This window comes from Mesorhizobium sp. M2A.F.Ca.ET.067.02.1.1 (assembly GCF_004023285.1).
Taxonomy (GTDB): Bacteria; Pseudomonadota; Alphaproteobacteria; order Rhizobiales; family Rhizobiaceae; genus Mesorhizobium.
Window position 1 is genome coordinate 1 of sequence record NZ_RZSB01000729.1, and the last position, 3,041, is coordinate 3,041.

Genomic DNA, 3,041 nt, shown 5'->3' on the forward strand with positions numbered 1-3,041 from the left:
GAGTTGCAGCGGCCTGCCGGGCACGGCCTTGGGCAGCATGGCGTAGGAGGCGTGCGCGGCCAGCGCCGGCAGTTTTCTGCGCAGGCCGGAGACGTCGTCTAGCGCCGCGCGCTGCGCTTCGCGTTCGCCGAGCAGGCCGGCCGAGACCATGCGGGTCAGCACGCGGTCGCGCGCGGCGTGCGCGATGCCGAGATTGCGGTCGGGCCGGCGCTTTTCCGGCAATTGCGGCAGCGCGACGAGGAGGGCGGCTTCCGAGACTGTGAGGCGCTTCGGCTCCTTGCCGAAATAGGCGAGCGAGGCGGCGCGCACGCCCTCGAGATTGCCGCCATAGGGCGCCAGCGTCAGATAGCGTTCGAGGATTTCCTGCTTGGAAAGCCGCCGCTCGATCTGGATGGCGCGCAGCATCTGCTTGAGCTTGGAGCCGAGGCTGCGGCTGTCGCGCGGCTCGATCAGCCGGGCGAGCTGCATCGACAAGGTCGAGCCGCCGGAGACGATATGGCCGCTGGTGAAGAGCTGGCCGGCGGCGCGGCACAGCGCCAGAAGGTCGACGCCGCGGTGGTCCCAGAAACGTTTGTCTTCATAGGTGACCAGCATGTCGACGAATTGCTTGTCGACCTGGTCGAGCCGGGTCTCGAGCCGCCAGTAGCCGTCGGGCGTGGCGAAGGCGCGCAGCAGTTGGCCGTCGCGGTCCTGGACTTCGGTGGAGACCGTCAGCTTTGCCGGCAGCGGCGGCGGGAAGACGCGGTCGAGTTCCCAGAGCGCGGCGAGGGAAAGTGCCGCGAGGCCGGCAAGCGAGATGCCTGCGATCGCGGTGCGTCTGAGAAATTTCCTGGAGAGCATGGCGCTGCCCCTCATCCGCCTGCCGGCACCTTCTCCCCGTATAGGGACGGGGAGAAGGATAGACCGGCGACCTCGCTATTCCGCCTTCACCTCCATCACGCCGGTGGCGGTGCGGGCCGAATATTGCGGCCGGTACATGTCCTCCACCGTCGCCGCCGGATGGGCGTAGGTGCCGGGTGTCACGGCGCGCACGACATAGGCCAGCGTGATGTTGCGGTCGCCGTCGCCTTCATTGGGATTGAAGGCGGCGACGAAGCGGTCGTCGCGGAACTCCAGATGCGCGGCGTCGGTCTGCGCCAGCCAGGAGAAGTTGGACAATTGCGCGCTGGAAACCAGGCTCGGATTGTCGATCTCGAAGCCGGCGGGCAACAGATCGGTGATCAGCAGCCGCGACGGCCACTTGTTCTGCTCGTAGATCTTGAGCACGACCACATAGCGCTCATTCTGCCTGGCTTCGGTGACGTTGGCCTCGGTGCCGTCGAGCTTGTAGTAGGTGCGATCGATGGTGAAGCCGTCGCCGCCGGCGGGCAGTGGATCGACCGGCGCGGCGACCGCGGTCACCACCGCCTGCAGCGACGTCGCGCCGGTGTTGGCGATGGTAAGCGGGCTGTCGACCAGGTCACCGCCGGCGACCTGGTCGGAATAGCCGCCCGAATGCGGCGCGCCATTGACGGAAAGCGTGATGGAATCATTGCCTTCCTTCAGCGCCCGCGCGGCAAGCAGCATCCAGGATTCGTCCTGCGTGCTCGTCCAGCGGGCATCGGCGCGCGCCACGCCGACCAGCTTGATCAGTTGCGGCATGATGCTGGGCACCGGCTTCGATTCCGCCGCCAGCGCCAGTATCGCCGCGCCGTCACGCAGCCGCGAGCCATAGTCGGAGCGGTACCAGTCGTAGTCGGTTTCAGACTGCGCCAGCCGGAGCGCCGTCTGGAAGGTCGATTCCGAACGCTGCGTGTCGCCGTAGAGCGCCAGGCTCGCCGCCAGTTGCGCGACCGCCATCGGGCTGGAGAAAGCTTCGAGCTGCGTGTCGGCGTAGTAGCGCAGGTCGCCTATCGAGGCCTTCTTGTTGCGGGCAAGCACATAGAGCGCGTAAGCGATATCGCTGCCCTTGTCCTGGACGTCCTGGTCGTAGCCTAGCGAGTTCTGCAGATTGTTCAGCGCCTGGTTCATCGCCAGCGCCGGCACATCGTACTTTTCCTCGCGCGCGCGGGTCAGGAACTCGCTGACATAGGCATCGAGCCACAGATCGCCGGAGCCCGGCCCCCAGAGGCCGAAGCTGCCGCTCGACGACTGATAGGAGAGCACCTTGTAGATGGCGTCCTGGATGCGTTGATGCAGGTCAGGGTCGCTCTCCATGCCGATGCTCTTGGCCATGTCGTTGACATAGAGCAGCGGCATGGCGCGGCTGGTGGTCTGCTCGGCGCAGCCATAAGGGTAGCGATCAAGGCTCATCAGCAGCGACGGCACGTCGAGCGCGGACGACTGCGAGACGCCGACGCTGACCGAAGCGCCGTCGAGCACGCTGGCGGCAAGCAGCTCCTTGTCGACCCGCAGCGAGCCGCCATGCGGCTTCAGGTCGACAACCATGCGGTTGGTGACCGGAAGCTGCGCCGGCCGCACCGGCAGATAGAGCGTCTGCTCGACCTGGGTGCCGTCGGCATGGGCGAGCTTGACGGTGACCGAAGCGTCGCCCGCGGTCTTGGCGACCAGCGGGAAGGTGAGCGACTGGCGCTTGCCCTGGGCGAGCGTCAGTTTTTCCGGCAACGGCTTGTCGCCGGTCGAAAGGTCGCCGGTGGTGGTGACGGACAGCGCGTAGTCGCCGGCCGGGCCATCGGTGTCGGCTATGTCGAGGCGCATGGTCGCCGCATCGCCCGGCGCCAGGAAGCGCGGCAGGCCGGCGGTGATCACCACCGGATCGCGCACGATGACGTCGGTCTGGGCATGGCCGACGGCCTCCTTGGTCCAGGCGACCGCCATGACGCGCACGGTGCCGTTGAATTGCGGGATGTCGAAGTCGATCCGCGCCTTGCCGTTGGCGTCGAGCTCGACCGGGCCGGAGAAGAAGGCGACCAGCTTTTCGGTCGGCGGGCTGCCTTGCGCCTGCATGTTGGCGCCGTCGCCACCGGTGCGTATCTTGCCCATCGTGCCGAGCGAGCCGTCGATCAGGCGGCCATAGAGATCGCGGATCTCCAGCCCCAGCA

2 protein-coding genes are annotated in these 3,041 nt (G+C 67.1%); both read right to left on the reverse strand.

Annotation, left to right across the window (positions count from 1 at the left end; translation table 11 throughout):
• Window positions 1-840: transglycosylase domain-containing protein (locus tag EOA28_RS30815; protein ID WP_348633447.1), on the reverse strand; the 840-nt coding region annotated here is incomplete at its 3' end.
• A 75-nt stretch (window positions 841-915) separates the two neighbouring features.
• The coding region (locus EOA28_RS30820; protein ID WP_148670957.1) for an alpha-2-macroglobulin family protein at window positions 916-3,041 on the reverse strand (2,126 nt) is incomplete at its 5' end.